The following is a 23,913-nucleotide window of genomic DNA, read 5'->3' as shown; positions in this document are numbered from 1 at the left end:
GAAAGGGGTCATCGCGCGTCCGGCGACGCCGGCAGCACGAGCAGATGGCGCGGCTCGACGGCGATACTGCGTGCGGCGGGCTCGCGCCCCTCGCACAGCAGCGCGTCGGCCGAGCCGTCCGGAATGAAGTCGTAGCGCTGCGTCGCGCCGAAGTAACGCACTTCCCCGCGACGGCCTTCGATGCGATTCATGCTGTGCGCCGGCGGGTCGGCCTGCACATGCTCGGGCCGTACCAGCACGTCGATCTCGCTGCCCGGCCGGTGCCCGTCGGTCGCGACGTTCAGCGTCGCGAAACGCACGTCGACCGTGCCGTGCGCGAGCACGCGCCCGCGCAGCAGCGTCGAGTGCCCGACGAAGCGCGCGACCTGCGCGCTGGCCGGACGCTCGTACAGCTCGCGCGGCGTGCCCACCTGCAGCACGCGCCCCGCGTCGACGATCGCGACGCGATCGGCCATGCTCAGCGCCTCGTCCTGGTCGTGCGTGACGAGCAGCGTCGTCGCACCGCATGCGCGCTGCAGCGCACGGATCTCGTCGCGCAGCTGATGGCGGATGCCGGCATCGAGCGCCGCCAGCGGCTCGTCGAGCAGCAGCAGCCTGGGCTCGATCACGAGCGCGCGCGCCAGCGCGACACGCTGCTGCTGCCCGCCGGACAGCATCGCGATGCCACGCTCCGCATGCGCCGCCAGCCCGACGCGCTCGAGCATCGCGTGCGCGCGCTGCCGTCTCGCGCCGGTCGCGACGCCGCGCATCCGCAGCCCGTACCCGACGTTGTCGGCCACCGACAGGTTCGGAAACAGCGCGTAGTGCTGGAACACCATGCCCACCTCGCGCCGCCACACGGGCACGCCCGCCATGTCGTCGCCGCCGATCGCGATACGGCCGCTGCCGCCTTCGAGCAGGCCGGCCGCGAGCCGCAGCAGCGTGGACTTGCCGGACCCGCTGCGCCCCATCACCGCAAGCAGTTCGCCTTGCGCGGCGGCCAGCGTGACGTCGTCGACGCCATGCCGCGCGCCGGGATACTGGAAACTGACGTGTTCGAACTCGAGGCTCATGACGGACTCATTTCATGCGTTGTACGGTGCCGACCGACACGAGCGTCGCGAGCACGGCGAGGACGAGCAGCACGACGGTGGCCGCGCACGCCATCCCCGACGCGCCGTAGAACGCCTGCAGCAGCACGATCGGATAGTTGCGGTAGCGAAAGCCGGCGATCAGGTTCGAAATCTGGAATTCGCCGATCGACAGCGCGGCCACCATCACGAGCCCGGAAAACAGGCTGTGCCGCAGGTTCGGCAGCACGATCGTGAAGAACTGGCGCAGCGGCGTCGCGCCGAGCGTCGCCGCGCAGGCCTCGAGACGCGCGAGGCCGAGGTGGCGCAGATCGCTGAGCAGCGTCTGCAGCAGGTAGGGCAGCGTCAGCACCGCGTGCGCCGCGATCATCAGCGGCAGCGTGCCGAGCCACGGCAGCGTATCGCCGCTGAAGATCGCGATGTAGCCGAAGCCGAGCGTCAGCGCGGGCACGCCGACCGGCATCAGCATCACGATGCGCGTCGCCATCCCGCGCCCGGCCTGTGCGCGGTGATGCAGCGCATAGGCGAGCGGCAGGCCGACCACCGCGTTGAGCGCGCAGCACGCCAGCGCGACCGTCAGGCTCACGCCGAATGCGCGGGTGAAGCTGCGGTTCTCGGCCAGGTCGGCGAACCAGTGCCCGGTGAAGCCGGTGGGCAGCAGCGTGTTCGTCCACGACTGGCCCACCGAACCGATCAGCAGCAGTGCGATCGGCAACAGCAGATAGAGTCCGAACACGGCCACGAGCGCGTGCAGCAGCAGGCGTCCGGCGCTCGGACGCACGGGCCGGTTACGCGGAACCGGAACACCATCGGCCAGTGCCGGGGCAGGAGACGCAGGCATGGAAAGACTCGCGGGCAAGAGACAAGGACACCGCACGACGCCCGCCGGGCGGGGCTGTCACGCGTTTTCCGAACGGCTGCAGTGTGCGGCGCCGACATGGCATCGTCATGAAAAAAACGTACAAAGCGCGCATCGATCTGTGCAAGGACGGAACAGCCGCCGATGAAACACCTGTATCCGAACGTGGCGGAGCTGCACGCGTTCGCCACTTCCGCGAAATACCTGAACTTCTCCTACGCGGCCCGGGAACTGGGCCTGACACCGAGCGCGGTCAGCCGGCAGATCGCGAACCTCGAGGCATTGTTCGGCGTGAAGCTGTTCGTGCGCGAGGGGCGCGGCCTCGCGCTCACCCGCGCGGGCCAGGTGTACCACGCCCGCGTCGTCGGGCCGCTGCGCGAAATCGGCAACGCGTCGATCGAACTGCTGAGCGCGCGCGAGAACAGCGACCTGCTGACGATCGCGAGCGTGCCGACGTTCACGACCAAGTGGCTCTTGCCGCGGCTCACGCGCTTTCTCGCCACCGCGCCGAGCGTCACGCTGAGCTTTCGCCGCCATCTCGCGCCCGGCGACGTGTTTCCGTTCGGACTCGACGCGGCGATCCGCTACGGCGACGGCGCATGGGAAGGCGTACGAAGCGACTATCTGGGCGGGCGGACCTTCGTGCCGGTCTGCTCGCGCGAATTCGCCGATCGGCATGCGCTGCACGTGGCCGCCGACGCGGTGGCGGCGCCGCGTCTCGTGCACGAGCAGGCCGAGATTGCGTGGTCCGAATGGGCCGAGCGGTATCGCGCGACGCAGATGAACGCGCTGGCCGGACCGCGCTTCGAACAGTATTCGGTGCTGATTCAGGCGGCGCAGGCCGGGCTCGGGATCGCCCTCGTGCCGCGTTTCCTGATTCTCGACAATCTCGCGGCCGGCACGCTGATCGAGCCGTTCGACGCACCGGTCGACGTGCACGTGCAGGGCCACTACCTGTGCTACGCGCCGGAGCGCCTCGACACGAGCGATGCGTTGCGGCGCTTCAGGGAATGGATGCTGGACGAATCCGCGCGCGGGTGATGCGGGCCCGCGGCTACGCGCATCGACATGGGAAAGGCGCCGCGCGCGACCGCACGGCGGCGCGCGCCCCGCGCCGGACGCCGCCCGCCGGCGGCATCCGGCACGCAGCATCAACGCCCGATACCGAGCCCCGGCAGCACGTGCGTGTTCTCGGCCACGACTGCGTTCAGCAGACGCGGTTCGGCGCCGAGCAGCCCGAGGATCGTCGGCGCGACCTGCTTCGTGCCGACGAGATCGCTCACGGTGCGCGCGCGATGGAGGCCCGGATACGACACGAGCAGGCCGAGGTGGCTGTCGTCCGGCGCGTTGCCGCCGTGCTCCTCGTCCTTCTTCGTGCTCGACGTGTAGATCACGCCCGGATTCGGCTGGACGATGATGTCCGGCGTACGGCCGTTGGCCGGATCGCCGAAGCGCTCGGCCAGCGCCGCGCCGTACAGGATGTAGGCCTGCGAGCCGTCCGCGCAGATCCCCGGCGCGTTGCAGCCGAGGTTCGCCTTCAGCGTCTGCACCACGGCCGTGCGCTGGCTGCGGTCGCGCAGCCAGATCAGGCCGACGTCGTCGGTCTGCACCAGGCCCGTGCCGACCAGGCCCGAACCGTCGTTCAGGTTGCCCGTCGTCGTGTTGTTCTGGCCGAAGTTGCCGTTCGGGTCGATGTAGTTGTTCGCTTCGAGCAGCTTCGTCAGCGTGTCGCCGTTCTTCACGAGCTTGGTGTGATCGGTCGGCGACTGGCCGTGCTTCGCCGTGACGATCACCGCCGTCGACGAATACAGGTTGGCCTGCTTCAGCGCCGCGACGATATGGCCGATCGAGTTGTCGACGTACGTGATGGCGTTCGCGACCTGCCCGTTCGGCGTGAAGTTCGCATCGAGGTAGCCGCCGCCCTTCGTCACCGGTGCCTTCTGCGCGACGCTCAGCGTCTGGAAGTCGGCGCCGAACAGCGTCGGCACCGGCGCGCTCTTCGTGCCCGTCGAGTCACGGCCGTTGATCTGGTTGATCAGCGCCTGCACGTGCAGGTTGTCGAATTGCGCGGTATGCGAATAGACGTCCGTATAGGCCGTTTGCGTCGCCGGATCGATCGAGTTGATCTCGGTGCGCATCAGATCGTCCACGCCCTTGCCCGACGGGCCGTTCACCCAGTCGTAGCCCCACGCATGCTTGTCGGCCCACGCGGTGTACGCGTTCGGCACGCCAGCCTTCACGGCTTCGAACACCGTGTTGGTCTTCACGTAGTTGTGCGGGTACACCGGCACGCACTTGCCGTTGACCTTCGCATTCGGGATCGCCTGCGGGTTGAACGCGCCGCCGCCGTCGAGGTGCACGAGCGCGCCGCCGTTGAATGCATCGATGCCGGTCGTCTCGTCGAACACGACGTTCCAGCCCTGCTTGCCCGAGCAGGTCGTGTCGCTCGGCGCGTACAGGTTGCGGTCGTACGACACGTCGTAGAACAGGCCGGCCGTCTTCGGCGAGCCGCCCGTCACGAGCGCCGCGAGGCCCGGGAACGAGTCCGACAGGCCCGGCGTATACGCGTTCGTGTACGTGACGCCGCTTTGCGCGAGCACCGCGATGTTCGGGCACGTATTCGCGCCGACGCAGCGCGCGAGATCCTGCTCGTGCAGGCCGTCGACGCTGATCAGCAGCACGTGCTTCACGACACGGTGAGCGTTGCCGCCGTTCTCGCCCTGGCTGTTGCCGTCCTGCTGCGCCGCGTAGGCGCCCGCGCTTGCGAGCGCCAGCGCGCCCGCCACCATCACCGCCATTTTTCGTTGCTTAGCGAACCTGGAAATCATCACCCCACCTCATCGATTGACGTTGAACCGCATGACTTGCCAACAGGCGCGCCAAATATCGGCGCGTCGTGCGGCGGTCGCATGAAGCGGGGCTTTCTGTTTTCTATCAAACGTAACCAATCGCAATTGACATCGCGCAGTCGCAATGCGATGCGTGCCCGGCGGGGCCACGTGGACCGTATTTTTTTCCCGGTTGGCGCAGGACTATTGGCGTGCGATAAAGGGTTTTCCCCTAGCCCGGAGCACGCGTATGTCGACCCTGGAAGCTCTCCGGTTCGTGCTGGACGATGCACGTACCCCCGAAATCATTCGCCACCACGTCGTCGATGCGCTGCAGTACGCGCTGCGCAACTACGGACAGGTGTTCACCGCGAAGGAAATCGAATGGCTCACGCAATGGGACGATGCCCGCCTGCCGCTGGCCGCGAAGAAGGAACTGGACAAGCGCGAACCGGCGATCGCCGTGCGCTGACGGGAAGCGCGCCGCCGCGCCCGATTGCCGGTCGGACGCGGCGGCGGCGGATGAGGGAATAACGCGCGTTACTGCAGGCCGAAGTCGACGCGCGTCGTCGCGCCCTTGTCCTCGATGCCCTTCGCATCAAGCTTCGACGCCACGACGAACATCCGGCTCGAATCGATCTTGCCGTCGAGATACTGGCGCACGGCCTGCGCGCGCTGCTGCGCGAGCGCACGCAGCGCGTTGTCGTCGGCCGGCGCATGATCGGCCAGCGCCTGCTTCATGTCCGCCTCGGGCAGCGTCTTCTGCAGGCCGACCAGGTTGCGCGGCTTCTTGAAGTCGGCGGCCTTGTACGCACGCGTCAGGTACTTCTCGTACTCGGCCGGGTCGACCTTCACCGACATCGGATCGACGCTCTCGCCCTGGCCGATCACGTCCTTCAGCTTCTGCTGGCGCACCAGCCGGTCGACGTACGCGTCGCGCAGCCCCGGCGTGTCCTTCGCCGGATCGACGCGGCCGATCAGGTCGAGGCGGATCGACGGCTTCTCGGTCAGCATCTTCACGACGGTGTCGAGCTTCTTCTGCTGCGCGTCGGTCAGCTGGTACGAGCCCGGCGCGAACTCGACGTAGCCGAGATCCTCGCCGCTGCCGCCGAACGCATTCGCCAGCAGCGAGAACGGCGACGTGACGGCCTTCGCGATCAGGTTCAGCACCGCGCGCCAGATCAGCCCGCCGACGCTGAATTCCGGATTCGACAGCGAGCCCGACACCGGCAGGTTCACGTCGATCTGGCCGCGCGTGTTCTTCAGGAGCGAGATCGCGAGCTTCACCGGCAGCTTCGTCGCCGTGTCGTTGTCGACGTGGTCGCCGAACGTGAGCTGGTCGATGAAGATGTGGTTGTTCGCCTGCAGCTGGTCGTTCGCGAGCTGGTAGTGCAGATCGACGTTGAGCTTGCCCTTCGTGATCGGATAGCCCGCGTACTTCGCGGAATACGGCGTCAGGTTGGTCAGCTCGATGTCGTGCGCGGTCGCCGTCAGGTCCAGCGCCGGCTTCTCGATCAGCGGATTCACCGAACCCTTGATCGAGATCGGCCCGTTGCCTTCGAGGTTCGCGGCGACGTCGACCGGTGCGGACGTCGTCGAATCCGTGCCGAACGCGCCGACCGTGCCCTTGATCGCGACGAGGTGCGCCGTGTAGTTCGGCTTGATGAAATTGTCCGTGTACGTGACGCGGCCGTTCTGCAGCAGCAGCTCGCCGAAATGCATCCGCACCGGGTTCTGCGGCGGCGGCGCGGCCTTCACGACGACCGTCGCCGATGCGGCGGCCGGCGCGGACGCCGGCTGCGCGACCGCGGCCGATGCGGCCGGTGCGGCGCCCGGCGACAGCGGCACGGGCTCGCCCTTGCTCGCGTCGCGCGTGAGCGATTGCGCGGGGCCCGTCTCCTTCGCGACGACGTCCTTCAGGTTCAGCCGCCCCTGCGCATCGAGCAGCACGCGACCGTAGAAGTTCGAGAACGTCACGCGCGCGGCGTCGACGTCGGTGCCCTTCTCGTCGTAGTTCACCTTCAGGTTCGACAACGCGAGCGAGCGCCAGCCCGCGAACGGATCGGACGTCGCCTTGTCGAGCATCCGCACGTCGACCAGCGCGGCATCGCCGCGATAGGTCGCGCGCGGCGCGTCCTTCACCTGCGCGAACGTCAGGTTGCCTTGCGCGTTGAGCAGCGCGCTCGCGATGGTCGCGTTCAGCGCGCTGCCGAAGTACGGCTCGAACGCGGCCGCGTCGAGGCGGTTGCCGTTGATCTTCAGGCCGAGCTTCAGCGGCTGCGCGGTCACGTCGCCCGACACGCTCAGCGCGCCCTTGCGGTTCAGCGTCGCCTTCAGCTGCACCGGCAGCGGCTTCGTCATGTCGTCGCTGATCTTCTGCACCGACAGGTCGAGCGGCTTGATCGCGAGCTTCACCGGGCGCGGCGTCGACAGGTCCGTGAAGTTGGCGGCGGAGTCCTTCACGTTCAGCGCGTCGATCCGGTAATGCCACGACGGCGCGGCCGCCTCGGCCTTGCGCGCGACCGTGCGCTTGGGCACCGCCGCCTGCGCGGGTTCGGCCAGCGCGGCGAGGTCGATCTTGCCGTCCTTCAGGCGTTTCACGTCGAGCGCGAGCCCGGTCGCGTCGACGCTCGCGATTTCCGCGGTGCGTGCGGCGACATCGACCTTCGCGATCTTCGCGCTTGCGTCGGGCAACACGATCGCGGGCGCCTTCGCGTCCGGCGTCGCGAGCTTCAGCGACTTCAGGCTCACCGTGCTGTCGGCGATCTGCGCATCGAGCGGCGTCTTGCCCCAGTCGGCCTTCGCGTTGACGGTCGCGCCGAGCGTGCCGTCGAGCACGCGCGCACGGGTCGCCTCGCCGAGATACGGCTGCAGCGCCGGCAGCGCGAGCGCGTCGACCGTCAGCTTCGTGTCGGCCTGCTTCGCCGCGACGCTGAACGCGCCCTCGGCCTTCACGTCGCCGCCGCGCGACAGCGACGTCGACAGCGTGTACTTTGCCGGCGTCTTGCCCTGCAGCGTGAAGCCGTCGAGCGTCGCGGCGAGCTTCGTCAGCGACATCGCGGTCGGCGTCGCCGGCACGCGGTCGTCGACGTTGATCGTGCCGCCGTCGATCGCGAAATGACGGATCGTCAGGTCGAGCGGCGGTGCTTCCTTCGCGGCGGCTTCGGCCTTTGCACCGCTCGCGGCGGTGGCGGCGGTGGCGGTGGCCGTCGATGCGGCGGCGCCCGACGCGGCCGGCTTGCCCGCGGCAGCCTTCGGCGCGGCGGCCGGCTGGCCGGCGAGCTTCTCGACGTTCAGCACGCCCTGCTTGTCGCGCGCCAGGTCGACGACCGGCTGGTCGAGCCGGATCTCGTCGAAATGCAGCACGTTGCGCAGCGGCTCGAGGCCGGCGGCCGCCACATGCACGCCGCGCGCGGCGAACAGCGGCTCGGACGCGCGGCCGGTGACCTTCGCGTCGTTCAGGTCGACGCTACCCGACACGCGCAGCGTGGGCGTGTCGCCGCTCATCACGAAGTTCAGCGTGAGGTCGCTGCTCAACAGGCCGCTCGTGACGATCACCGGCAGCTTCGCCGGCGCGTACGAAATCAGCTTCGGCACGTCGAGCCGGTCGAACTTCAGCGCGACTTCCGACTCACGCGACTGCGCGAACGGCTTCGTCTTGCCGTCGATCGCGATCGGGCTGCCGTCGAACCGCGCGCGCAGCGTCGGCTGCACGAAGATGTCGGTCTTCGACGCCAGCGTCGCGATGAACGGAATGCCGAGCGTCCAGTTGTCGACCACGTGCTTTTCGTTCAGCAGGCGGTCGTCGAAGTCGATCCGGCCGCCGTTGACCTGGATGTTCGACACCGAGAACTGCGTCGGCTTGCTTTCGGGCTTGGGCGACGGCTTCGAGAACTTCTCGATCAGGTCGGTGAAGTTGAAGCGCTGCGCGTCGTAGCGGACGATATGGAAGCGCGGCGAGTCGACGCGCACTTCGTTGACGATCGGCGCGCCGCGAAACAGCGACGACCACGACGGTCGCACGACGAGCTTGTCGATATCGATGAAGTCGCCCTGGCCGCCGCGCTCGCCGACGTGCACGCCGTCGGCTTCGAGATTCAGCGTGTACGGGTTCAGCGCGATGCGCTGGATCGTGGACGGCCGGTCGAGCTGCTGGCTCAGTTGCTGTTCGGCGATGTGGCGGATCAGCGGCGGCGCCGCGAAGAACCCGAGCAGTCCGAACAAAACGATGAAGATCAGCACGCCGAGGCCGATACGCCGGGTCCGGCGCGAGCGTGCAACGCCGCCGAGGGTATGAAGGGTGGAGGATAGGGTTTGTTTCTCTGCGCTTGCCATGCTTGAATGCCTCGGAATGGGATGCCGGGCCGCGCCGGAAAACCGGCACGGCCGTGCACGCTATCCCGAAAGTATAGGCTCAGGAGGTGACGGAACGGCGTTCGGGCGCGAGCGCCGCGCCCGCGGATCGGACAGCGGCGGCGCCTATCCGTTCATTTCCGGACGACGACGGGCGGCATCCACGAGCCATCGGCCGCTTGCGGCTTCGGTGCGTAGAGGCGCAACGCGAGCGCGAAATCGGTACGCGGCGCCGGCAGCCAGTTGGCCGCATGCGCGCCGCCCGACGACGCCGACACGACCACGTCGATCGAGCCGTCGTGATTGCGGCGCAGCCGGTCGCGGTCGCCGAGCGAGCGGCGCGCCGAGCCGACGTCGGGCAGCGCGCCGTTGGTCGCGTACGGTGTCAGCGTCCAGAATCCGCGCACCGGCGGCAGCGCGCCCGGCGCGAAGTGCAGCACGTAGCGGTTCGCGCCGTTCAGCGGATGGCCGTCGCTGTCGACGCGCACGAGCGCGAGCGTCTCGTCGTCGCGCGTCGCGGTGCCGAACTGCGTGTAGGCCGCGTACGCGCGCAGCGCGTAGTCCTGGCCGTACTTGCCGGCCGCGTCGCCGATCCAGCTCCAGCCGTTCGCGTTCAGCAGGTTCGGCGGCGGCGCCGCGAGCCGCGCGCGCGCTTCGGCGACGCCGGCCGTCGCGGCGCTCAGGCGATCGCCCGTCCACGGCACCGGGTAGCCGGCCGACACGCCGATGTCGTTCAGGAGTTCCTGCGCGTGCGCATCGTCGGCGGGTGCCGGGTTGTCCTGCAGCGCCTGCGCGAAACGCGTGAAGAACGCCTTCGGGTCGAGCGCCGCGACCTGCTCGGCCGGCGTGCCGCCGCTCGCCGCTTCCGACGGCGCGCTGCCCGCATGGACCGCGACCGACGCGCCGCGCGCGCTGCCGGTATAGACGGACAGCGGCACCACGCGGATCGCCCGCTGCAGTTTCTTCACGTTCGTGAGGTCGCGCCCGCCGCTCGTCTGCAACCGCACTTCGAGCCAGGCGTTGGCCGACGGCACGTCGATACGCAATGCGCCCTTCGGCAGTGTGCCTTGCCAGTCCTTCGCGGCAAAGGCAATCGTTTGCGATCGCGCGGCGCCGCGTGCGCCACGCGCCGCGACACTCGACGACGACCACAGCACGTTCGTCCACATGTCGAGCGCGCGGGCATCCCAGTAGCGGCCGCGGGTGTCGGGCAGCGTGACGATCACCGGCTCGGCGCCGACGTCGAGCCAGCCGGTCGAGTCGAGCGTGTCGACGCCCGGCAGCGGCGGGTTGAGCGCGCCGACGGGCGGCAGCGCCTGCGCGTGACGCAGCGTGTTGAGCGGCGCCTGGCCCGGCTGCGCGCCGTCGCCGCCCGTCGCGGCTTCCTTCGCGACGTCCATCAGCACGAGCGGATACGCATACACATAGGAATCGGCCACTTCGGCGCGCAGCCAGCCGGTTTTCCGCTGGATCGCGTCCGGTTGCGACGCGCATCCCGCCAGCAGCGCCGCCAGGGCCAGCGACGCGCCTGCCGCGCGCCGCAGCGAAATTGATTCTCGTAGGTTTTCAATCATTGTGTACTGGCCGAATATCGTTCTTGTCAGTCAACGCCTTGTTCGACTCACGATCGGCGAAAGCAAGGCACCCCAGCCTGCCCGGTCGCCGCTTCGCTAGGCGGGCGCTGATGTCAGGCCGGTATCATAGCGCCTAAGGGCATCCCCCAATATGCCGAATAACGGGCGGAGCGGTAGTTGCCGCATCGACAGTCCCCAGGCGGCGGAAGGCAACGCCGTCCGGACGCAATGCATTGGCTGCCCCGGGCTCCGGCAAATAGAGGGACGCATCAGCAGCCCCGAGCCGGTATACACATCCGTGCATTGCATCGTCGCCCCCCTTGACCTTCCCATCATGGGAATGTTGATACTGGGATCATTCGCGGCACGAACCGCGCTTTTGGGGAATCCGACATGACTGAACCACTCGCCTCCGCGGGCTTGCAAACGATCGAACTGACCGTCGACGGCATGCATTGCGGCGGCTGCACGGGCCGCGTGCAGCGTGCACTCGCCGCCGTGCCGGGCGTCGTCGACGCCGCGGTCGATCTCGACGCGCAGGCGGCGACGGTGACCGCGCAGGACACGGTCGAGCCCGTGCAGCTCGTCGATGCGATCAGCGCGGCGGGCTATCGCGCGACCGTGCGCGAAGCGGCGTTCGAAGCCGTTGCTGCCGCGCAGGCGCAGCACGCGCCACGCGCCGAAGCGCTGCCCGCCACGCCGGCGGCACCGCCCGCGACCGCGGCCGCGATCGAACTCGATATCGACGGCATGACCTGCGCGTCGTGCGTGTCGCGCGTCGAAAAGGCGCTGGCGAAGGTGCCGGGCGTCACGCGTGCGTCGGTCAACCTCGCCACCGAGCGCGCGACCATCGACGCGGCACCGGACGTTTCCGCGTCGCGACTGGCCGAAGCCGTGCAGCAGGCCGGCTACGGCGCGACAGCGGTCGCCGCGACGCCGCCGGCCGCTTCCCGCGATCTCGAATTCGACATCGGCGGCATGACGTGCGCATCCTGCGCCGGCCGCGTCGAAAAAGCGCTGGCCGCGGTGCCGGGCGTCGCGCGCGCGTCGGTCAATCTCGCGACCGAGCGCGCGTCGGTGCATGGCGGCGGCGCGCTCGACGTCGCCGCGCTGATCGCGGCGGTCACGACCGCCGGCTACCGCGCATCGCTCGCCGCCGCGCCGGACGCCGCCACCGGCGGCGCAGCCGAAGTCCCCGCCGGCGACCCGGCGCAAGCCCCCGAGGCCCGCAAGCGCCGCGAAGCGATCCGCGAACGCAATCTGGTGATCGGCTCGGCCGTGCTGAGCGCACCGCTCATCGTGCCGATGCTCGTCGCGCCGTTCGGCATCGACGCGATGCTGCCCGGCTGGCTGCAGCTCGTGCTCGCGTCGATCGTCCAGTTCGGCTTCGGCGCGCGCTTCTACCGCGCCGCCTGGCACGCCGTGAAGGCGCGCACCGGCAACATGGACCTGCTCGTCGCGCTCGGTACCTCGGCCGCGTTCGGCCTGAGCCTGTGGATGCTGGTGCGCGACCCCGTCGACCCGGGCCACCTGTATTTCGAGGCATCGGCCGTCATCGTCACGCTGGTGCGCTTCGGCAAATGGCTCGAAGCCCGCGCGAAACGCCAGACGAGCGAGGCGATCCGCGCGCTGAACGCGCTGCGCCCCGACCGCGCGCGCGTCGTCGAGCACGGCGTCGAACGCGACGTGCCGCTGGCGCAGGTGCGCGTCGGCACGACCGTCAGCATCCGTCCCGGCGAGCGCGTGCCCGTCGACGGACGCATCGTGTCGGGCCGTTCGCACGTCGACGAATCGCTGATCACCGGCGAAAGCCTGCCGGTGCCGAAGGACGACGGCGATCCGGTCACGGCCGGCTCGATCAACGGCGAAGGCGCGCTCGTCGTCGAAACCACGGCGATCGGCGCGGAGACGACGCTCGCGCGCATCATCCGCCTCGTCGAATCCGCGCAGGCGGAAAAGGCGCCGATCCAGCGGCTCGTCGATCGCGTGAGCGAAGTGTTCGTGCCGGCGATCCTCGGCATCGCCGTGCTGACGCTGATCGGCTGGCTGATCGCCGGCGCCGGCACCGAAACGGCGATCCTCAATGCCGTCGCGGTGCTCGTCATCGCGTGCCCGTGCGCGCTCGGTCTCGCGACGCCCGCGGCGATCATGGCCGGCACCGGCGTCGCGGCGCGCCACGGCGTGTTGATCAAGGACGCGCAGGCGCTCGAACTCGCGCAGCGCACGACCGTGATCGCGTTCGACAAGACCGGCACGCTGACCGAAGGCAAGCCGTCCGTGACCGCGTTCGACGCGGTCGGCATCCCACGTGAGCAAGCGCTCGCTCTCGCGGCCGCGGTCCAGCGGCAAAGCGATCATCCGCTTGCGCGCGCTGTGGTCGCCGCGCACGAAGCGGATGTTGCGGCCCGCGGCGTCGCCGCAGGTTCGGCCGATATCGTCGCGGCGGATGCGCGCGCGGTGGCCGGCCGCGGCGTTCAAGCGCACGTCGACGGGCAGCTTCTCGCGCTCGGCAGCACCCGCTGGCGCGATGAACTCGGCATCGTCGTGCCGCCGGAGCTCGACGCGCGTGCCGCGGAACTCGAACACGCGGGCAACACGATTTCCTGGCTGATGCGCGCCGATGCGCCGCGCGCGTTGCTCGCGCTGATCGCGTTCGGCGACATCGTGAAGCCCGGCGCGCGCGACGCGATCGCGGCACTGTCGGCGCGGGGCGTCGCGAGCGTGCTCGTGACGGGCGACAACCGCGGCAGCGCGGCGGCCGTCGCGGCAGCGCTCGGGATCAGCGAAGTGCATGCGCAGGTGCTGCCCGACGACAAGGCGCGCGTGGTGGCCGAACTGAAGCGCACGCACGGCGGGATCGTCGCGATGGTCGGCGACGGGATCAACGACGCGCCCGCGCTCGCCGCGGCCGACGTCGGCATCGCGATGGCGACCGGCACCGACGTCGCCATGCATACGGCCGGCATCACGCTGATGCGCGGCGATCCGGCGCTCGTCGCCGATGCGATCGACATCTCGAAGCGGACGTACCGGAAGATCCAGCAGAACCTGTTCTGGGCGTTCGTCTACAACCTGATCGGCGTGCCGCTCGCGGCGCTCGGCTGGCTGAATCCGGTGATTGCGGGGGCGGCGATGGCGTTCTCCAGCGTCAGCGTCGTGACGAACGCGTTGCTGCTGCGCAGATGGAAAGGCCGGGCAAGGTGACGAGAGGAGGCACGAATACGGGCGGAACGGCAGTCTGCCCGCTGTTTGGAGGTTTTATCGGCTTCGACGGATCCACAAGCAATACGCACCGATCGCGACCAACATCGCTCCGTCGATGACACCGAGAAACGGAAGCGGGCTCGTCCATTTGTCCATATTGGTCGTGCGGGAGTAGTAGGGTGGACCGTCGCCGTATGCCTCGTTCAGATTGATCGCGTTGAACGCCACAACGAACAGAATTGACATCAGCAGTGCCGCACTGATCACTATGCGCAACAGGCGTTTTCGCATGTCAGTATTGAACCGTCGGTGGAACGTAACACTCGGGCATGCCCTTCGTTGCGGCTTCGATTTGAGTACGCCAGACTTATCGGCCACCCATCATAAAAGGACAACGCTGGATTTCAGTCGCGGCACGGAATGGCGTACACCGTGTTCAATGAGTCAAATGGGGCTGAGGGGCCACTCCAGAGCGCCTCGCGACTCGCGCGCGCTCCCATGTGAAAACATGTCGAACCGCAAACAGTGAGCGTCCGATACTTGAATCTTCGCGGCTAGCCCGGGACGACCGGCTTGATCAGCGTCGTCGTGATCGGCGCGAAACCGCACGCCCGATAGAGCGCACGTGCGGCCGTGTTGTGATTAAACACCGACAGCCCGATTTCGGTGACGCCGTGGCGGCGTGCCTCGGCCTCGAGTGCATCGAGCGTGCGCGTGGCCCAGCCCTGGCGGCGCCGGGACGGGACGATGTCGAGGTCGTAGATGAACAGCGTGCGGTTCGGCCCTTCGGGCACGATCGCGTACCAGAGGTCGCCGACCGTGTCGCAGCTGGCGGCGTCGATCAGCTGGACGAGTGTCTGGCCGGAGGTGAGCAGGCCGTCGGGCAGCAGCGTATCGAAGCAGGCGCGGGCGCGGCCCGCCGCGTCTTCACTCGCGTTCTGCCCGGATGACACGAGATCGCGCGCGTAGCCGTCGATGGCGCGCGTGCGGTATGCGTGGAATTCGCCGGCCGTCATCGGCCGCATCTGCAGCATGGCCCGGGTGTCGCGAAGGAAGTCGAACTTCCAGTTTAGCGGGACGGTCGCACCGGCGCGCGATGCGGCGGTGAAAACGGGCAGGCAATGGCGGCGAGCGCCGCGCCGAATCAGCGAATCAGCGAATCAGCGAATCAGCGAATCAGCGAATCAGCGACGGTACACGACGATCGGCACGAAGTTCGCACGACGCATACGATCGGCTTCGGCGCTACGCGCAGCGTACGAGTATTCCGCGTCGAGCGGCAGGTGCGGGGAGACGAACAGATCGTCGATCTTTTGCAGCAGGGCAAGAATGAAGCTCATGTGAGACTCCTGAGATAGCTCTAGGGTTTTCCCTTAGATTGGCTCCATTCTAAGGGTTTTCCCTGAACTCTGCCAGCTCACCGCATCAGTTTGCCGCACCCGTGCCACGCGCCGCCCCGCCCGCCCCGTCGGGCCGAGGGTTGCAGGTAGGGTCAGAATATTTAGTGCGTTCGACGCGCGCGCTTCGCGGCCGCCGCCTCACGGTTCGCATTGCGCTGAAGCCGGTCGACCTGCGACAGCATGGCTTCGTGGTGTTCCGCGAGTGTCATCAGCGTTGCCTGCTGCGTCGACAGATCGGCAGCCAGCCGGTCGATCCGCTGTTGCCGGGCTTCCAGATCCTGTTTCAGGTGCGCGATCTGCCGCGTTTGCAGCACCAGCGCGACGAGCCCAGCGAACACGACGACCGCCAGCGCCAGCAGCAGCCGGTTGACGCGGCGCATCTCACGATCGGCCGCCTGCTTCAAGCCGGCCGTCTCGGCCTGCAGCGTGGCAAGCCGGTCCGACAGCGGGCGCAGATGAGTGTCGGGATCGAAGTCCGACGCGCCCGGTTGCGCGCGATCCGCCGACGGCTTCGTCACGAACGACGCGGCGGACGCCACCGGCTGCACGACCGGCGAGGCCGGCGCTGCGGTTGCTCGCGCAGCGTCGCGGGGGCTCGCGGCAATCGCGGCCACCGCGGCAATTGCGGGCTCGGCCGGTTCTGCCGTCGCCGGCGGTTCGGCAGAGCGCGCGGCGTGCGCCGGCGTCGATTCCGGCTCCGCGCCGACAGCCGCCGCTTCGCGCGCGCCGCGCACCGCTGCCGTGTCGCGTCTGCCGGCGGCCGCACGTCGCCTGCCGCCGGAGGATACGCGGCGCCCCTTCGTGGTCTCGCCGGGCGTGCGCGCGGCTTCATCGTGCGTGACCGGCGCAGCGGCACCTTCCGCGTCGCCGTCCGCTTTCACGGGACGGTCGCCGAGCACCGCGTCGAGCGCACCACCCACCGCCGCGGCATTCGCCGTCGCACGATCCGCGTTCGTCCCGGCCGCGTCGCCAGCTTCCGACACGCTGCCGGCCTTCGCCTGGCCGTCGCCAGTTACCGGCTCACCGGCCGCAGCCGCTGCGACGCCATCGGCGTGCCGCGCATCGGCGCGCTTCGTTGCGTCGGCATCGGCATCGGCCGTGCGCGCGGCATCGGCCACATCACCGTTTCCACGCGTCGATGCCGACGCTGCCGTCGTCGCGACGTCGGCAGCCTGCTCCAGCGCATCGACAGCGTCGCCGTCCGCATCCGCAGCGCGGCCAGGCGCGGCGAATCCGTCCAGCAGCGCCTGGCGACCGGCGTCCTCGCCGGCCGCAACAGCGTCCGTCTCGGCGTCCGCCATCGCGTCATCGCGCGCGACGACCGGCGCACGCGCCGCCGGCTCGAGCACCGGATCGCCAAACAGGTCGAGCGTGCGTTCGTCCCGCGGCGCATCGCCGCCCGCCGCGTGACCGGACCGCGCGGTGGCCTTGGCGGCGCTGTCTGCCGCGGCCGCGACGGAGCGCGGGCGCGAACGGGCCGACGAGCGGTCGGAGCGGGAACGGGAGCGAGGCTGGGAAACGGATTCGGTCATGGAGTCGGATTACAAGCCCGCGAACGCGGAATCGGAGGTCGAACGGAATCAGCGACGGCCATTGTCGCATGACCGATCGCCGATCCGGCCGATCGGATGCCGTCTATTCGTCGCCCGACAACCCGTTGCCTTCGTCGAATCGCGTCACGCACGACAGCGCGCGCAGCTTGTCGCAGATCGCGCGGTATTCGAGATCCGACACGCGGCCGAGCGCGATGCGCACCTCGTCGTGCTCGCCGGTGTCGTCGGCGCGCTGCACGATGAATTGCTTCACGCGCGCGCTGTCGGGGCCGAGCGCCGCGTGCAGCGAATCGAACGTCAGCGCGCCGCTCACCACCGTCAGCGCGAACTGGCGGCGCTGCCGCACGGTGAAGTAGCGCCGCTCCAGCGGCTTGATGCCGGCCAGGATGATCAGGATGATGATCGTCGCGGAGATCGACGCGACGTACAGGCCGCCGCCCACCGCGAGGCCGATCGCGGCGACCGACCACAGGCTCGCGGCTGTCGTCAGCCCGCGCACGATCTCGCCGCGCAGCAGGATCGAGCCCGCGCCGAGGAAACCGATGCCCGACACCACCTGCGCGGCGATCCGCGACGGGTCGAGCACGATGTGGTCGCTGGTGCCAAGCACGTCGGCGAAACCGAACGCCGACACGATCATGATGAGCGTCGAGCCAACACAGACGAGCATGTGCGTGCGCAGGCCAGCCGCCCACGAAAGGCGCTCACGCTCGAAGCCGATGACGCTGCCGAGCGCCGCCGCGAGAACCAGCCGCATCACGAGTTCCAGGTTGCCGAGCATCCGATTTATCTCCTTTTTTGGGGGCGGCCGCGCGGAATGGTTTATCCTTGGGCCCGGCCGCGCCGCTCCGGGCCGCGCCGACTCGATTCGATCCAAGCGCTCAATCCCGCCATGTCCGTTCCCGATTCCGCTTCCGCCCAGACCGCCCGATTGCGCGACCATTTTGCGCACGTCATCTTGCCGATCTGGCAGGGTTCAGGGTTCGACCACACGTTGCGGCTGCCGTTCGAGGCCGTCGATCCGGCCACCCATGCCCCGCTGCCCGCCACCCGTTATCGCGCAATGGCATGTGCGCGGCAACTGTTCGTGTTCGCGCAGGCCGGCAACACCGCGCACGCGGCCACGCTGTTCGACTCGCTGTGCAGCCGCTTCCGCGACCCGCGCCACGGCGGCTGGTTCTACAGCGTCGACGCGCAAGGCGCGCCGCTCGACACGACCAAGGACCTCTATACGCACGCGTTCGTCGTGTTCGCGTGCGCCGCATGGCATGCGGCGTCGGGCGACGCCGCGGCGCGCACGGTCGCCGAGGACACCGCCGCATTGATCCAGGACCGCTTCGCGCCGCAGCCAGGCGACGCGCTGCTCGACGCCGCGCGCCACGCCGATTTCTCGTCATCGGGCGGCGGCGCGCTGCAGAACCCGCTGATGCACCTGACCGAAGCATGGCTCGCGGCCGCCGATGCGTTCGGCGACGCGGCGTTCAACGATGCGCTCGCACGCACCGCGCAGGCCGTCGAGCGCACGTTCGTCGATCCGGCCACCGGCTGCGTCGCCGAGCTGCCGCTCGGGGCGCCCGACAACCGCTTCGAGCCCGGCCACCAGTTCGAATGGTTCTATCTGGTCGATGCAGCCGGCGCTCGGCTCGCGCAGACCGGGCTTCCCGACGCACTCGCGCGCGCGTTCGCGTTCGCCGAGCAGCACGGAATCGATCCGCAGACGGGCGCCGTGTGCGCGGCCGTCGACGCGCAAGGCGCGTGCATCGACGGCACGCAGCGAATCTGGGCGCAGACCGAGTACCTGCGCGCGCTCGCGACGCACGGCGGCACGCCGGCCTCCGCGCCGCTCGCGCAGCAGATCGAGCGCTTCGCCGCGCGCTTCCTGCATCCGCGCGGCTGGTTCGAGTGCAAGACGGCCGACGGGCAGGTGTCGCGCGCCGACATGCCGTCGACGACGCCCTACCACCTCGCGACCGCTTACGCGGCGCTGCCCGCCGCTTCGTAACCGGCGTCGGCAAACGACGACGCGCGCTCATCGCGAACCCCGCGAGTCGCGCGCGCGTCGCCCAGCTCGAACACCGACACCGCCTGCATCAGGTGCGCGGTCTGCTCGTTCAGCGACGCGGCCGCCGCCGCGACTTCCTCCACCAGTGCCGCGTTTTGCTGCGTCAACTGGTCCATCTGCGTGACGGCCTGGTTCACCTGCTCGATGCCGACGCTCTGCTCGACCGACGCGGCCGTGATCTCCGACATCGTCTGCACGACGCGCGTGATCGACGCCGATACCGTCCGCATCGCGTCACCGGCACGCTCGACGAGTTCCGAGCCGCCGTCGATCTGCGCGACCGACTCCTCGATCAGCGCCTTGATCTCCTTCGCCGATTGCGCGCTGCGCTGCGCGAGCGAGCGCACTTCGCCCGCGACCACCGCGAAGCCGCGGCCCTGCTCGCCCGCACGGGCGGCCTCGACCGCCGCGTTCAGCGCGAGGATGTTGGTCTGGAACGCGATGCCGTCGATCACCGAAATGATCTCCGCGATCCGCCCCGAGCTCTGCGCGATGCCGCGCATCCGGTCGATCACGCTGTCGACCACGCCGCCGCCGTGGCGCGTCGCGTCGAGCGCCGCGTCGGCCAGTGCGCTGGCCGCACGCGCACTGTCGGTGTTCTGGCGGACGGTCGCGGTCAGTTCCTCCATGCTCGCGGCGGTTTCCTCGAGCGACGCGGCCTGCGTGCCCGTGCGCGCGGACAGGTCCGCGTTGCCGCCGGCGATCTCGCCCGCGCCGAGGTGGATCGCGTCGGACGCGTGACGCACGGTGCGCACGGTGTCCGCGATGCTCGCCTGCATCGCGGCGAGGCCGCGCAGCATCCGGTCGATCTCGAACACGCCCGCCACCCGCACGGCTTCGTCGAGCCGGCCCTGCGCGATCCGCTCGAAATGGCGGCCGGCTTCGTCCAGCGGCGCGACCACCGCGCGCCGCGCGCCCGCGTAAATGGCCGCGCTCGCCGCGAGCATCGCCACCAGCAACACGATGCCGACCCACTTGAACCACTGCATCCCGCTGTCGATCGTGTCGAGCGCGGCACGGCTCGACGCGCCGCCGTAGTCGGCGAAGCGGTGCAGTTCGGCGAGATACGCGTCCTGGAAGCGTTGCGTCGGCTGATCGAGGAACGCCTGGATGTTGTCGGCGTCGAGGAACTGCACGAGTTCGCCCAGCGCGCCACGCAGCGCGCGATAGCGCTCGGCGAGCGCCGTGACGTGCGCGCGGTTCGTTGCGTCGACGGCCTGCGCGGCCGTCAGCGCGGCGAACGCCTTGTCCGCTTCAGCGAGCGAAGCGCTCGCATGGCGGATGATGTCGTCGGGTTTCGGGCCGCCGCGCACCATCCGCGTGCCGGCACGCGACAGGTTCACGCGCGCGTCGAGCAGGCGCTCGGTCGCCTGACTGGCCGCGTCGACCTGCGCGATCGCGACGTTCGACAGATCGTCGACGCCGCTGCGCGTCGACGCGAGCGCCCAGAAGCCGAGCGCCTCGATTGCGACGAGAAAGAGGCAAAACACGGTCAACACGCCGAGCAGACCCGACGCGAGCTTGATTTTTCCGAACATGGGGGGAGATTCCTGGAGAGCCGACGATGGAGCAATGCCCCGGCATTAGCGGCATTTCTTCGTCGGACTTTAGGCTCCCGGCCCGGCGATCTCCGTCATTCCCGCCGAATCGCCGGCAAACGAGCATGACTCGCGCGTTCGACGCAATAATCCCGGCGCATCGCGCCGGTAATCGCAAGAAACGTGGACGAATTTCCTTGCTTATCCGCAGCCCCCTTCCTAGAGTTCAGCGCAAGCGGACACGGATTGCGAGGAAGTCGATGACGGACATCACGGACCACGCGCGCGGCGCATTGCGCGCGCAACCGTTCAGCATGCTGCTGGGCACGGAGCTGATGCATATCGGCGACAACGAGGTGTCGCTGTGCCTGCCCGTGCGGGAAGAACTGCGCCAGCAGCACGGCTTCGTGCACGGCGGCGTGATCGGCTATCTCGCCGACAACGCGCTGACGTTCGCCGGCGCGCTCGTGCTCGGCCCGCGCGTGATCACCGCCGAATACAAGATCAACTACCTGCGGCCGGCCGTGAACGGCACGCTCGTCGCGCGCGCGAAGGTCGTCTACGCGGGCCGGCACCAGGCGACCTGCCAGTGTCACGTCTTCGTCATCGACGGCGATCACGAGCGGCTCGTCGCGATCGCGCAAGGCACGATCAACCGCGTCGGTGACGGCAAGATGTCGGATTCGCCGGAGGAAACGGCGTGAGTCTGGTTCGCCGCTGAGTTGTTTCGGCGAGACTATTCCGCGCCCTGAACCGAAAATTGAAAAGGAACGTCGGGACGCACAAATCGAAGCCGAATGTCGTTCAGCGCGGGGACAAAACGTCTCTTTTCAAACACGTAGTACGACATTAAAAGACCAATACGAGACTCCTGCGCACCATCGAACAGATAGCTGTTCTTCGGAAATGCAAGCTTCCCGTCCTGTGTCGCCAATACGGCCCGACAGGACGAAAGCAGGCTGGGCAAATGAAGAAACGTCACGTCTCTTTTCGGTGCAAGCGGATCGATCAGCAGATAAATTTGCCGGTGGCGGTTAGCTTCACCTGACCCGCTGCCATCTCCTTCCACGCACAGAGCGGACGGATGATGGTGCATTCGCTTGGCAAAAAACACGCGAGCGCTGTCAGGGTAAATTTCAATCGGGCGCTCACCCGGGAAAGCCGTCGCTTTCGAAAAGCGATAGATTCGGCCGCCAATCGTCAGGCGGTTCCCCGCTACTTCGACGTGTACCGTCTTCCCGCCCAACTCGACGCCGAAATCTCGGTAAACATCCCCGCCGCGGTAGGAATATAGAGCGCTTGCGTCGTGCTCGATCGGGTCGCCAAAAGCTGCGCTCGATTGGACCGCATAAAACTCGTCATAGCCACTGTAGGTGGTCGAGCCACGGGCGCCGCTTGCGAAGGCTGCCAAGATTGCCGCCACCATTACTGCAGATTTCATCGGTATGCTTTTCCCCCGCTCGCTTTCAGGTAGTCAGGATTGTGCTGCCAAAACACCGTACTACCGTGCGCGGCCGTCGACACCCATACCGAGTCGTAGCGCCCTCGTTCACCACCGTCTACGATTTTCCCGGTTCTCTTATGACGGATTTTCCAACGAACGATGACCTCACGCCGCTTCTCCGGCACGCCGAAAATGTTGTTTGATTGCGAGCCCCATTTGAACCCGTCACGAACCTTGGGATGATTGCCGTAATTGGTTTTGAAGTCCAGGCCATCCCACCAGAATGCCCCGTTTGAAGGATCGGGGCGCTCATCGAGTAATGCTTTTCTGGCCCAGTCAACGGCAAGCGCCATCGCCGGGTTCAATGCAATTTCACTGTCGGGGGCGCGCATCAGTTTGTTGAATCTCGCGTTGGAGCCGTCCCACGCATACGAATAATTCGGATCTGCTGTACGTAGTTCGGAGACCGTCTTTCTCCCCCACGCGCGGCATCGATTTGCAACGGCAAACGCAATCCCGCCGATTTCCTCCGAGTCATTCGCCGTGGACGCCTCCCCATAGGCAATTGCGGCAAGCAATCGCATGTCTCGATCGATCGCGCTACTCATCGCACATCTCCCTCACGCCATGTCACGAAGACGAGATTCGGATGCTCCTTCAACGAAAACGCGCGAGTCTTCCCTCCTCTTAGTGCCGCGCCGTGGACGAGAAATTGCTCGTCGCTTGACAGCGTGTATATCATGCCCTCGACCGGAGAACCGGTCACCGCATCACAGATTTCGAAGTAGCGCTCGAGATCCTCATCTACACCTACATTGGCGGGACCACGCGTGTCAGCGTACGGCGCAACGAGCGTTGCCGCTTCCATGGCCGTAAATGACATGCTCATGCCGCGCTCCGCATAAAAAACGGGTGGCGGATTACAACCACAGACATTGATGTCGCCGCTCAGCGCCCAAGGTTTGCCATTCGGACCGGTACCAGGCCAGCGCGGACCTCGCGGCGCGATAAACCCTTCCTGCTTACAGGCCTCGCAATAGGTTTTCATGTAGAGCGTTGCGATATGCACGCGCGGTGGAGGATTGGAACACGTAACGTGTTCCAATCCTTCCGTGATCGTCGCGCTACCACCCCGATCGCCCTTCGCAAGAAAAAAACGGATCATGCGACATCGCCTTGGCGCGCCATGGTCGAACGCTTCACCGGCGTGAAGGTACAGGCGGATGCGAGACCCTCGCGTTCCGGGCTATCCGTAATGGTGTCGCCGTTATCGAGTTCGCTTCCAACGAAGGCCAGCGGTTCGAAATCACGGTTATCCACCAGCGTGAGGCCGCTGACGATTCGCGCGGTCGAACCATCTGCATAGTGGACCTGGTTGCCAACGACACCAGCGTTGCCAAGCCGGATACCGGTATCCCATGCTCCGGTAACATTTCGCAGTACGCCACCTCGCGCAGTCGTTGCTCCTCGCACTGCGAGCCGGTAGCGTGACGGCGCAGGCGGAGGCACGTAAGCCGGATCGAACAATCCGTCGACTGTCTCGCCCGCGAGGACATGAATGCCCCACAACAGCTGAAGCGTTTCGACGATACGATCGCCGTTACTCAACCGGCTACCGACAAGTGCAAATGGCTTGTCACGGCAGACCGCATAATTGCCCGCACCATCGGTAATGACGGCCTCACTGCCATCATCGTATGTCACGACATCGCCAACACGGGCAACAGCAAGGCCGGCGACGGCCAGACTGCTGGTCGCTTGGGTCACACGACCGCCGCGCTCGGTGAGCGCGCCGATAGTGGCGAAAAGATGAGTCGGCTCGCTCTGCTCGTTCTTCATCCGAATTTCCTTTCTCGACAATTGAATAAGGATTGCTCAGCACATAATGTGCGTAGCCGAGAAAGGAAAAACAATCAGACGAATTCGAAATCACTATCAATAGTGAGAATTACTTTCTCTGTCTTTATATCGCGATTCGGCCGACAGCCGTCATCTTGTCCGTCGACGGCATGCTCGGGCTTGGGCGCG

The 23,913-nt window shown here is 67.7% G+C and carries 20 protein-coding genes; 5 read left to right on the top strand and 15 right to left on the bottom strand.

Annotated elements, in window-relative coordinates:
• Positions 1 to 8: 8 nt before the first annotated feature.
• The gene (locus ACVK00_RS06165) at positions 9 to 1,052 is read right to left on the bottom strand and encodes an ABC transporter ATP-binding protein (protein WP_284893476.1); all 1,044 of its coding nucleotides are present in this window, start codon (positions 1,050 to 1,052) and stop codon (positions 9 to 11) included.
• 7 nt (positions 1,053 to 1,059) lie between these two features.
• Entirely contained in the window at positions 1,060 to 1,911 is an 852-nt protein-coding gene (locus ACVK00_RS06160) for an ABC transporter permease (protein WP_284893473.1), read from the bottom strand.
• Between the two features lie 162 nt (positions 1,912 to 2,073).
• Here ACVK00_RS06160 and ACVK00_RS06155 point away from each other — a divergent pair, with 162 nt between their 5' ends.
• The gene (locus tag ACVK00_RS06155; protein ID WP_284893470.1) at positions 2,074 to 2,970 is read left to right on the top strand and encodes a LysR substrate-binding domain-containing protein; all 897 of its coding nucleotides are present in this window, start codon (positions 2,074 to 2,076) and stop codon (positions 2,968 to 2,970) included.
• A 110-nt stretch (positions 2,971 to 3,080) separates the two neighbouring features.
• Here ACVK00_RS06155 and ACVK00_RS06150 read toward each other — a convergent pair whose 3' ends face one another.
• Entirely contained in the window at positions 3,081 to 4,757 is a 1,677-nt protein-coding gene (locus tag ACVK00_RS06150) for an alkaline phosphatase family protein (protein ID WP_284893468.1), read from the bottom strand.
• 250 nt (positions 4,758 to 5,007) lie between these two features.
• Here ACVK00_RS06150 and ACVK00_RS06145 point away from each other — a divergent pair, with 250 nt between their 5' ends.
• Positions 5,008 to 5,229, top strand: a complete 222-nt coding sequence (locus tag ACVK00_RS06145) for a hypothetical protein (RefSeq protein ID WP_175708443.1) — start codon at positions 5,008 to 5,010, stop codon at positions 5,227 to 5,229.
• 68 nt (positions 5,230 to 5,297) lie between these two features.
• On the opposite strand, the gene ACVK00_RS06140 is transcribed toward ACVK00_RS06145, so the two are convergent.
• Positions 5,298 to 9,092, bottom strand: a complete 3,795-nt coding sequence (locus ACVK00_RS06140; RefSeq protein ID WP_284893463.1) for a DUF748 domain-containing protein — start codon at positions 9,090 to 9,092, stop codon at positions 5,298 to 5,300.
• Between the two features lie 152 nt (positions 9,093 to 9,244).
• Positions 9,245 to 10,684 carry a DUF1254 domain-containing protein gene (locus tag ACVK00_RS06135; RefSeq protein ID WP_284893459.1) on the bottom strand — a complete coding sequence of 480 codons (1,440 nt, stop codon included), beginning with the start codon at positions 10,682 to 10,684 and terminating at the stop codon, positions 9,245 to 9,247.
• 393 nt (positions 10,685 to 11,077) lie between these two features.
• On the opposite strand from ACVK00_RS06135, the gene ACVK00_RS06130 reads away from it, so the two are divergent.
• On the top strand, positions 11,078 to 13,888 hold the full coding sequence (locus ACVK00_RS06130) for a heavy metal translocating P-type ATPase (RefSeq protein ID WP_284893457.1): 2,811 nt from the start codon (positions 11,078 to 11,080) through the stop codon (positions 13,886 to 13,888).
• Between the two features lie 54 nt (positions 13,889 to 13,942).
• Here the strand turns inward: ACVK00_RS06130 and ACVK00_RS06125 are convergent, their stop codons facing one another.
• The 5 genes from ACVK00_RS06125 to ACVK00_RS06105 all read right to left on the bottom strand — a co-directional run bounded on the left by ACVK00_RS06125 (position 13,943) and on the right by ACVK00_RS06105 (position 17,622).
• The gene (locus tag ACVK00_RS06125) at positions 13,943 to 14,179 is read right to left on the bottom strand and encodes a hypothetical protein (RefSeq protein ID WP_228908572.1); all 237 of its coding nucleotides are present in this window, start codon (positions 14,177 to 14,179) and stop codon (positions 13,943 to 13,945) included.
• A 263-nt stretch (positions 14,180 to 14,442) separates the two neighbouring features.
• Positions 14,443 to 14,922: a GNAT family N-acetyltransferase gene (locus ACVK00_RS06120; protein WP_284893453.1), complete on the bottom strand. Its 480-nt coding sequence runs from the start codon at positions 14,920 to 14,922 to the stop codon at positions 14,443 to 14,445.
• Positions 14,923 to 15,072: 150 nt separating this feature from the next.
• Complete coding sequence (locus tag ACVK00_RS06115) at positions 15,073 to 15,228, bottom strand: hypothetical protein (RefSeq protein ID WP_166726631.1); 156 nt, start codon at positions 15,226 to 15,228, stop codon at positions 15,073 to 15,075.
• Positions 15,229 to 15,389: 161 nt separating this feature from the next.
• Complete coding sequence (locus tag ACVK00_RS06110; protein WP_284893449.1) at positions 15,390 to 16,820, bottom strand: flagellar hook-length control protein FliK; 1,431 nt, start codon at positions 16,818 to 16,820, stop codon at positions 15,390 to 15,392.
• A gap of 103 nt (positions 16,821 to 16,923) precedes the next feature.
• Complete coding sequence (locus ACVK00_RS06105; RefSeq protein ID WP_284893447.1) at positions 16,924 to 17,622, bottom strand: MgtC/SapB family protein; 699 nt, start codon at positions 17,620 to 17,622, stop codon at positions 16,924 to 16,926.
• Positions 17,623 to 17,733: 111 nt separating this feature from the next.
• On the opposite strand from ACVK00_RS06105, the gene ACVK00_RS06100 reads away from it, so the two are divergent.
• Positions 17,734 to 18,843: an AGE family epimerase/isomerase gene (locus ACVK00_RS06100; RefSeq protein WP_166725737.1), complete on the top strand. Its 1,110-nt coding sequence runs from the start codon at positions 17,734 to 17,736 to the stop codon at positions 18,841 to 18,843.
• Here the strand turns inward: ACVK00_RS06100 and ACVK00_RS06095 are convergent.
• The gene (locus tag ACVK00_RS06095) at positions 18,816 to 20,441 is read right to left on the bottom strand and encodes a methyl-accepting chemotaxis protein (protein WP_284893443.1); all 1,626 of its coding nucleotides are present in this window, start codon (positions 20,439 to 20,441) and stop codon (positions 18,816 to 18,818) included. The two genes, ACVK00_RS06100 and ACVK00_RS06095, sit on opposite strands and share 28 nt — an antisense overlap.
• A gap of 260 nt (positions 20,442 to 20,701) precedes the next feature.
• Between ACVK00_RS06095 and ACVK00_RS06090 the strand changes: the two genes are divergently transcribed.
• The gene (locus ACVK00_RS06090) at positions 20,702 to 21,145 is read left to right on the top strand and encodes a PaaI family thioesterase (RefSeq protein ID WP_228908576.1); all 444 of its coding nucleotides are present in this window, start codon (positions 20,702 to 20,704) and stop codon (positions 21,143 to 21,145) included.
• Positions 21,146 to 21,177: 32 nt separating this feature from the next.
• On the opposite strand, the gene ACVK00_RS06085 is transcribed toward ACVK00_RS06090, so the two are convergent.
• Genes ACVK00_RS06085 through ACVK00_RS06070 form a run of 4 tightly spaced genes read right to left on the bottom strand, consistent with a single transcriptional unit; the run spans position 21,178 to position 23,724 of the window.
• Positions 21,178 to 21,882: a hypothetical protein gene (locus ACVK00_RS06085; RefSeq protein ID WP_228908577.1), complete on the bottom strand. Its 705-nt coding sequence runs from the start codon at positions 21,880 to 21,882 to the stop codon at positions 21,178 to 21,180.
• On the bottom strand, positions 21,879 to 22,493 hold the full coding sequence (locus ACVK00_RS06080) for a hypothetical protein (RefSeq protein ID WP_284893438.1): 615 nt from the start codon (positions 22,491 to 22,493) through the stop codon (positions 21,879 to 21,881). The genes ACVK00_RS06085 and ACVK00_RS06080 overlap by 4 nt, the downstream gene beginning before the upstream one ends.
• Positions 22,490 to 23,050: a PAAR domain-containing protein gene (locus ACVK00_RS06075; protein WP_228908579.1), complete on the bottom strand. Its 561-nt coding sequence runs from the start codon at positions 23,048 to 23,050 to the stop codon at positions 22,490 to 22,492. Before ACVK00_RS06075 ends, ACVK00_RS06080 begins: the two co-directional genes overlap by 4 nt.
• Complete coding sequence (locus tag ACVK00_RS06070) at positions 23,047 to 23,724, bottom strand: PAAR domain-containing protein (protein ID WP_284893436.1); 678 nt, start codon at positions 23,722 to 23,724, stop codon at positions 23,047 to 23,049. The genes ACVK00_RS06075 and ACVK00_RS06070 overlap by 4 nt, the downstream gene beginning before the upstream one ends.
• Between the last annotated feature and the right edge of the window lie 189 nt (positions 23,725 to 23,913).

The sequence above is a fragment of the Burkholderia sp. PvR073 genome, from assembly GCF_054055695.1.
Note: the sequence above shows the minus strand (reverse complement) of the source record. Positions and strands in the feature narration are given on the sequence as shown.